Consider the following 8,252-nt stretch of genomic DNA (forward strand, 5'->3'; position numbering starts at 1 on the left):
ACTGCGGCGCGCTCGAAGCGATTCGGAAGCATCCAGGAATCAGAGGTGTCGCAGTACAGTGCAGGGGTAAACACCAGCAGCATGGGGCCAATTTGATGGCACTCGCCGCCAAAGTGCTTGCAGACAAATGCATGTCCGAGTTCGTGTAGGATTTTGGTGCTGCCGATTACCGCCGCCAGAATCAGTAACGAATCGAGTCTCAACCAAACGCCGATTGTGGGAAACTCCGCTGCAAATGTGTCCCAGTGGGTAACGAAAGCAATGGCAGCAGAGAGGCAGAGAAACACCGCAGTCACCACTGCCAGCGGACTCAGTAGTGGACGGACCCACGGGTAGGTGCGGCGGAGAAACGGTTCAGGATCGACGCCGGGAAAGCGAATGAACAGCAAACTGCTTAGTTGTTGCAGCCATTTTTGTCGCTGTTCCTTGCGACCGCGGATTTCGAGAGGATGCCCCTGGTTGGCGGCATCCGAAACCGTCAATCCGCTTTGGTGCAATCGGAACAGCAGTTGATTCAGTTCACGGTGCGAAACTTTTTGCGGATGAAACTTCTGCTCATACTCACGACGTAGATCGTCAAGACTGCAGCGGCCATCAAGACGTTTCAAAACGAAATATTCGTCGGTTCGAAGCCGATGGTACGTCATCGATATCGGGTCTTTTACCACATACGCCGACTCGTTCTGGTGCAGCGTTTGAACCGCTATCAGATCCTTGCGAACGCGAACTCCGATCGCGTTACTCGATGAGCGGTTGATGGACGACATGAGCGGAAGGTGACGGTATCAGTAAAGGAGGCGGTTAGCGGAAATAGAACAGCACTTTGCGATTGACGAAGTCAAACACATCGCTGAACCAACTGCGAAGCAAAGAACGATGGCCACAATAAACACGTGCGGTGACATCGGCCCCGATGCGGACATCCAGAGGATCAAAAATGTCGGTGGCGGATTGGTGACCGTGTGATCGTTGGACACGGGCGGTTGTATCGATCACCGCTTGTTGTCGCTCGTCGATGCGTGCGGCGGTTGCGATGCGGTGCAGCGACGCGGCGTACGACCGATCGGGCTGGGTTGCGACAACAAAGGTCACCGGAAGCGAGGAGGTCTGTTCGAACGATTCAAGCATCACGCCCGCGTCGCGATCCGGGATTTGTAGTTTCAGTTCCCAGGGACCGGTTTCATCGACCACACTCAATAACAAATTGCCTCGCGATACCGGGCGGCGAGCAAGCCGTTGTTCGAGTTGCCAACCGACTACCGTTCCTTCAATCGGACTCTTGACGATCAAGTCGGCTTGTTGGGATTCAAGGATTGCTTGTTGAGACCGTAAATTGGCCAGTTCGGTTTCAAGTTGTTGCTGTTCCACCGCCATGCGGTCGGACGGGTTTTGTTTCGCATCGCCGCTGAGCCGGACTGCTTTGATTGACGCCAGACGCTGTAGTGTGGTCTGGATTTGCCCTGCAATCGTTTCGCTGTTCCGCTGAAGTTCAGCGTTTTCAAGTTCCAGCAGCGGCATCGCGGTCGTGACAGATTCGCCATCGACGACGTTCAGCGTTTTGACGACCCCATCGACGGCGGCAAAGACTTGGCGTCGCTGCGTTGGTTCGAGTGAACCGGTGGCAATCACATAATGATCCACTTGGATCAGTACCGAAGCGATCGCAAGCATCAGCAGCGACGTGATCGCGGTCGCAATCCAGACCCATTGGCCTGAGCGTTTGATTCGGCCAATCGATTTCCAGAGCTTCAATGCAAAAATGCTCTCGTGCTGTACTGCATTGTGCAGTGCAACCGCCGAATCACCGACGACCCGCTGCATCGTCGCCGTAATCTTGTCGGGGCCTTCACCGCTAAAATATTCGGCCAGCAAGACACCGACGATTTCGCCGCGGTTGGGAAACGGATCGTCGCTCAGGTCGTCCGAAGAAACGTCGTCGGTTTGATCGTCCGCAATCCGCAGTGGTAATAGTGCCGCGGATGTGGTTCCGCACTGATCGAGATATTCGTCCAGCGGGGATTGGATTTGCGGCGGCAACATTTCCGAATCGGGAAGCATTACCGGACCTGGTAAAACGATCGCGTGTTGGACCAAACGTTCGATGCTGCGAGTCGAGTTGCTGCGTTTGTCAACGACCGCAACCCCGCTGACCGCCTGAACCCGGAACTTTTTGCCGCGTCGGGTCAGCACGACGACTCGGTCACAACCGATCATGCGTCGTGTTTCGTTGGCGATGGCATACGCCGTTCGCTGGACCGAAAGGCTGCGATGCAGTTGCAGCAGAGCGGCGCGTTGCGAGAGTGTTTCGCCGCCGTCGCGTCGCGATGACGCGAGGTTTGAGGTCGCGTTTGGCTTTTCCCCAGATTCGGCAGCGGGGCGCTGCCAGGTGTTGCCGTTCAGGTCCAACGGATCGACAGATTGAACATAGGCATTAAGCCGGCGAAGGGTATCAAGTTGTTCTGCAGCTGTGGGGCGATGACTGATTCGGTGGACGAGTAAGACTGCCAAGCGATGAGGGGCGGATATCAATTCGACGCGGAACCCGCGGACCGAGAGCGAGGTTTCGGTTCCGCTGGAATCTGCGGAAGCGAGAGTTTGATCCGACGATGAATCGCGGGAACCTGATGAATCGAGTAACGCAACCTCACTGGCGGTCGGCGTCGCGGTCGCCAGCTGTAGATTCTGGCGAATCGACCCACGGTCGATTTGGCTTCCAAGTTTCTCGTCGGCGACCAGCATCATTGGATGTTCGTGGTCCAGGGCTTGGTGGTCCAGGGATACGACCGCGACAATCCCCATCGCAAATTCGCTTTGCAAGTGCTGAGCCAACTGGCGAATGAACTCGTTGCGATCGTTGCAGCGTTTGGCGATCGACGTCAGCAGCGACTTGGGATCGTTGCCCGCCAGACGTTCGCCGCGGTTCGCTGACGGCCGATGCGGTTTACGGGTGGAAGGAGCGTTCAACGCAGTGCCTAATCGCGGTGTCTATTAACAATGCTTGACTTAGTCGTCACTCTTTGTCGTGTCGCAAAATCCGAGGCTAGTTCACAATCACAGCCCAGGCGGTCTGGCGGTCGTTAATTTCAGCAAAGTAGGTGGAATTGGGGACGATTGTTGAGGTCGCGCCGTATGTAGGTCCCTGTTGGATTGTACCGTTTGTAGGGTTTCGGGTGTCAAGAATCCGGTTCGCTCGATGGTCGCGGTATGAGGCGATACCGATCAGGATGAGCATTTTGATTGCCCTGGGGACAAATGACCGTGGGCTTGGTCAATGACTGGGGATGACTTCTAATCGCAGCTGAATCTACCACACGCGTTTAGGAGCGATGGGCTAATGTTTTTTCTTGATGTGCTGTCTCGGTTTGCTCACGTTGGCACCGCGATCACGATGGTTGGCGGGACGATGTTTTTGTTGTTCGTATTGCTGCCGTCGTCCAAAGAACTCGACGACCAACCGCGGCAATCGCTCAGTACAGCGGTTTTGGGACGCTGGAAACGCTTTGTCCATGTTGGAATTCTGCTGTTACTCGCTAGCGGAATCTACAACTACATGCGGGCGATTCCAGGTCACAAAGGCGACGGGCTTTACCACGGTATGGTGGGGACCAAGATGATCCTCGCCTTCGTGATCTTCTTTATTGCGTCGGTGTTGGTCGGGCGAAGTCCCAAATTCGAGCGGATGCGAAGCAATCGAGCGAAATGGCTTAAAGTGGTGGTCGTGTTGGCCTGTGTGATTGTCGCAATTTCGGCCTTTTTGAAGGTCCGAGGTCTGACCGGCTAGACTGCAAAAAAGGGGGCGAGCGGCTAGCGTTGAGTTTTTCGACGGACAATCAGAGATATCGCGTTCGGCTGCATACTTCGCCATCTGATCAGCGTACAATCGGTGGAGCGTTTTTGACGCTTGCTCTGCGATACCCGCCCCCTTCCTTCCTTTCGAACCCGACCCTTCCTTCCAGCAATTTTAGGATCGATTCATGCAATTGATGTCGTTTCGGGCGAGTCTGCCCTTGGTGTTTTCAGCTGTCGTTGGCTTTTCAATTTCCCAGGCGGAGGATTGGTTGCAGTGGCGCGGTGCCGACCGTGCCAACCGCTCGTCCGAAACGGGGGTGTTCGATTCGTGGGGCAAACAAGGTCCGTCGCTGCAGTGGATGGCCGAAGGACTCGGTGACGGCTACGCCAGCGTTTCGGTAGCAGGAAATCGAATCTATACCACTGGTAATTTTGAGGATAGTCAATCAGCGGTCGCAATCGATGTAAACACCGGTGACATCCTTTGGAAGCAAGCGATCGCAACCGGACCGCCAAAGCATGGCTACGAAGGAAGTCGGACGACTCCCACGATCGATGGCAATCGTTTGTATATGGTCAGCAGCGATGGCCGCATCGTTTGTCTTAATGCAAAAGATGGCTCCGAAGTTTGGAGTCGTGACTTCAAAGATTGGAATGGAAAGATGATGAGCGGTTGGGGATTCAGTGAATCGCCGCTTGTCGATGGGGACCGCGTGGTTTGCACGCCTGGTGGATCGTCGGGTTTGATGGTCGCGTTGAACAAAACCAATGGCGATGAAATCTGGGCATGCACACTCGCGGCGGACCAGCGAGACACCGGTGGAAAGGATGTCAAGGACGGTGCGGGGTATTCATCGCCTGTCGTCTCTAACGGTGGCGGCGTGAAACAGTACATCCAATTAGTCGGCCGCGGTTTGATCGGTGTCCGGGCGAGTGATGGAAAATTGTTGTGGCAATACAATCGCGTGGCTAACACCACCGCCAACATTCCGACCGCCATTGTCGATGGCGACGACGTCTTTACCAGTACGGGCTACGGCACTGGTTCGGCGCTACTGAAACTGGCCTCGGATGGTCGTGGCGGCGTTAAAGCAACCGAACAATATTGGCTTGATGGGCGTGAACTCCAGAACAAACATGGTGGCATGACGCTGGTCGATGGCTACATCTACTGCGGCCATGGCAACGGCAACGGGATGCCGATCTGTGTCGAAATGGCGAGCGGCGAAATCGCGTGGGGGCCTGAACGGGCCGAAGGCAAAGGGGAAACCAGTTTGATCTATGCCGATGGGCATATTCTTTATCGCCGCGAAGACGGCACGATCCTGTTGACGAAAGCTACGCCGAAAAAGTTTGATGTCGTCAGCATCATCCAGCCCGAGTTCCAGCAGGGCAAGAGTTGGTCTCATCCGGTGATCGCCGATGGCAAGTTGTATCTGCGCGAGCAGGGCAAATTGATGTGTTACAAATTGAAGTAACTGACTGCTTCGTAGCACAGGCTGCCAGCCTGTTGGCAACCGTAACGCGCAGGCTACCGGCCTGCTTTAGAAACAGGCGAACGGCTTCCCCTTGAGCCGACGGGGGCACGGCCACCCCGAAGGCTCACGCTGTCAATCGAGCGAACGCGTTTACAGCGTTCGCTAATCCGAAATCCTCGCGTTAAGTGTCCAGTGAACTCGGTCGGGATTTTGTTGATTTATCAAAACTTCATGCCGATCTTCTCTCACGCCGCTCGCAAGATTCGCCGCCCTAAAGCGTGGCTTTAGGGGCCGGATGCATCCTTGGGATTGGCCCCACTTTGCGGCGGATGAGATCCCCCGTTCCCTGCTGGAACGGATCCGACTTCGTGAAATCGACACGAATCGTTTTGCGATTAGGAATCGCGATTCTTTATCGCGTAGCCTCTGAGCTGGAATGTCTAAAAACGAATCTAATTCACTCTGCCAATCGGCTTTAAAAGTGCGATAGAAGATAGCCGGGCTCGTGTGCCCACCCGCAAAAGATGCAACTGAGAGAGATTCGGATAGCCGACGAGGTGAATGCCGACGTCGCTCTTGGAACGCCCTTGATTGCGGGCACGGCATTTGTGTATGGTGAGGATCTAGTCTGACGGTTCAGTCGTTTCACGCAGGAAACCGAACGCGTCTTTTACTCTTATCTCGATCTATTCTGTTCATCTGGAACGGTTGTTTCACTCAATCTTGTGACGAATGACTTGTGACCAAAGATGACACGCGGAGGTTGGTAAGCACCGATTTTTGTTTGTAACGCTTACCAGCACGCAAGTCATTTTTACAATCGATTCGTTGTTGGAATGGCTACCGGTCTATTATTTGATCTCAATTTTCTGACGTCCTAATATCTGTCGTTTCTGAAACCGAAGCTGTTAAAAGAATGGAGGGTTCATGTACGGGACTCTGCTGGTTAGTGGCGGTGCACTTGCGTTGTCAGCGGTTGGAATTGCTGAGTCGCTATGGCATCAACGTAATCTCTCGAAAATTCCCATTAGGATCCACGTTAATGGGACTCGGGGTAAATCAAGTGTAACGCGTTTGATTGCCGCAGGATTGCGTGCAGGCGGTATACGTACGTGTGCGAAGACCACCGGTACGGTTCCCCGCATGATCTTTCCGGATGGCAGCGAAGCGTCGGTGTTTCGTCCGTCGCGAGCGAATATCATGGAACAGCGGCGTGTGGTGCACGCGGCTGTTCAATTGCAAGCCGAAGCGCTTGTGATTGAGTGCATGGCGCTGCAACCTCAGCTTCAATCGATTTGCGAACTGAAATTGGTCAAGTCCACGCACGGGGTGATCACTAATGCTCGCGCCGACCATTTGGATGTGATGGGGCCGGATGTGGTCGGCGTTGCCAAAGCGTTGTGTGGTACCGTTCCTGTGGGCGGAAAAATTTATACGGCCGAGCAGCGTCCGGAAACATTGCAAGTCATTGCGGACGCCGCGACCGATCGTAAATCCGAGGTGGTTTCGATTCTCGACGATGCCGTTCGCGAAGTGACTTGGGAAGAACTTGCCGGTTTTTCCCACATCGAGCATCCCGACAACTTGGCGTTGGCGCTGCAGATTTGCCGCGACCTGGGGGTTGCACGGCACGTGGCACTGCAAGGCATGTGGGCGGCCGATGCGGATCCCGGAGTGATGCGATTGTTCCGAGTCGCCGAACAAAACCAAGAAATGGTTTTTGTGAATGCCTTTGCCGCAAACGATCCCGAGTCGACCGGGCATAGCTGGAACACGCTGGTCCAGCGTTACGAAGGGGTCGAGCGACGTATCGCGCTTTTCAATTGTCGCGAAGACCGAGTGGACCGCTCGCTGCAGTTGGCCGAAGCGTGTATGCGATGGCATCCGGCGGACCACTATGTGTTGTCCGGCACGGGGACCGAAGTCTTCGCGCGTCGCGTAATCCAGAGCGGTTTGTCGCGAGACCGATTGACCTGCGCCGAATCACAACCGGCGATGCAGGTGGTGAATTTGCTGCGAGGCCAATCGGGGCGTTCATCCATGGTGATGGGGATGGGGAACATCGCGGGTCCCGGGATGGATTTATTGGACTACTTTCGCAAGGCGGATCAAATGCAACGTCTTCAGTTTACGGATCACATTCCCGTAGGAGCGGCCTGATGAGTTTGATGGATATTGACGTCACCTTGCTAGCCATTGCGATTGGTTTGTTGATCAGTTTGGTTGTCACCGAGTTGCTAGGGCTGAGCGTCGGCGGGATGATCGTGCCGGGGTACATCGCTTTGTCGTTACATCAACCCGTGGCGGTGCTGCTGACGATCGTCGCTGCGATGATCACTTGGGGGCTTGTGCGACTGGTGTCACGCTGGGCGATCTTGTTTGGTCGTCGACGCGTGGTGTTGACGGTAATGATTGGTTTTGCGGTGGGGATGGGAATTCGCTTGATTGCCAACGCTTTATCGGTCGTGATGGTTGCTGACGCGGCCAATGAGGTCGTCAGTCCGATCGTGATGATTGGATTCATCATTCCTGGATTAATCGCACTGTGGTTTGAACGCCAAGGCTTCATCGAAACCTTGTCGCCGATGATGTCCTCGGCGGTTCTCGTGCGTTTGACATTGATTCTTGTTGGCGTGGAGGTCATTGGATGAACGATATCAGTAGCAATGTGGAAACGGGAAAGACACCCTTTCAAGTAATGTATTGGCGGCCCAAACGTCTGTCGCGTATGGGGTTGTGGGCCGGAATGATCCTGTCGCTCTCGGGAATGGCGGTCGTGCATTTTTGGCCTGCGAAAGTCTCTCCCGAACACCAGGAACAATTGCTTGCAGCGGCAATGAAAGCAGAGTCTGCAATGCGAGTGATCGCCGACGTCCATCATCAACAAGGGCTTCCCGCAGTCGCCAAGTTGGATCCGCAAGGCTCGCACTTGGTCGGTCCTTCGATGTCGCTTGTCACCAGCAAGTTAGGCTCGCTAGAGTCAAA

6 protein-coding genes and 1 pseudogene are annotated in these 8,252 nt (G+C 54.8%); 5 read left to right on the top strand and 2 right to left on the bottom strand.

Annotation, left to right across the window (positions count from 1 at the left end; genetic code table 11):
* Together ABX962_RS23470 and ABX962_RS23475 are read right to left on the bottom strand one after the other, a co-directional pair.
* Positions 1–767 (bottom strand): annotated as a pseudogene (locus ABX962_RS23470) (peptidase M50); the annotation flags it as partial.
* Positions 768–801: 34 nt separating this feature from the next.
* Positions 802–2,964, bottom strand: a complete 2,163-nt coding sequence (locus ABX962_RS23475; protein ID WP_372722838.1) for a hypothetical protein — start codon at positions 2,962–2,964, stop codon at positions 802–804.
* A 370-nt stretch (positions 2,965–3,334) separates the two neighbouring features.
* On the opposite strand from ABX962_RS23475, the gene ABX962_RS23480 reads away from it, so the two are divergent.
* The 5 genes from ABX962_RS23480 to ABX962_RS23500 form a co-directional block, all read left to right on the top strand.
* Positions 3,335–3,781, top strand: coding sequence for a hypothetical protein (locus ABX962_RS23480; protein ID WP_372722840.1), 447 nt, complete (start codon positions 3,335–3,337; stop codon positions 3,779–3,781).
* 193 nt (positions 3,782–3,974) lie between these two features.
* Complete coding sequence (locus ABX962_RS23485) at positions 3,975–5,267, top strand: PQQ-binding-like beta-propeller repeat protein (protein WP_372722842.1); 1,293 nt, start codon at positions 3,975–3,977, stop codon at positions 5,265–5,267.
* Between the two features lie 927 nt (positions 5,268–6,194).
* Positions 6,195–7,427 carry a poly-gamma-glutamate synthase PgsB gene (gene pgsB, locus ABX962_RS23490; RefSeq protein WP_372722844.1) on the top strand — a complete coding sequence of 411 codons (1,233 nt, stop codon included), beginning with the start codon at positions 6,195–6,197 and terminating at the stop codon, positions 7,425–7,427.
* Positions 7,427–7,918 (top strand): poly-gamma-glutamate biosynthesis protein PgsC, encoded by a 492-nt coding sequence (pgsC, locus tag ABX962_RS23495; RefSeq protein ID WP_372722846.1) that lies wholly within the window; start codon positions 7,427–7,429, stop codon positions 7,916–7,918. The genes pgsB and pgsC overlap by 1 nt, the downstream gene beginning before the upstream one ends.
* Positions 7,915–8,252 (top strand): hypothetical protein (locus ABX962_RS23500; protein ID WP_372722847.1); only part of this gene is annotated, 338 nt, incomplete at its 3' end. The genes pgsC and ABX962_RS23500, both read left to right, overlap by 4 nt.

Origin of the sequence: Novipirellula sp., assembly GCF_041583735.1 — a bacterium.
GTDB lineage: Bacteria > Planctomycetota > Planctomycetia > Pirellulales > Pirellulaceae > Novipirellula.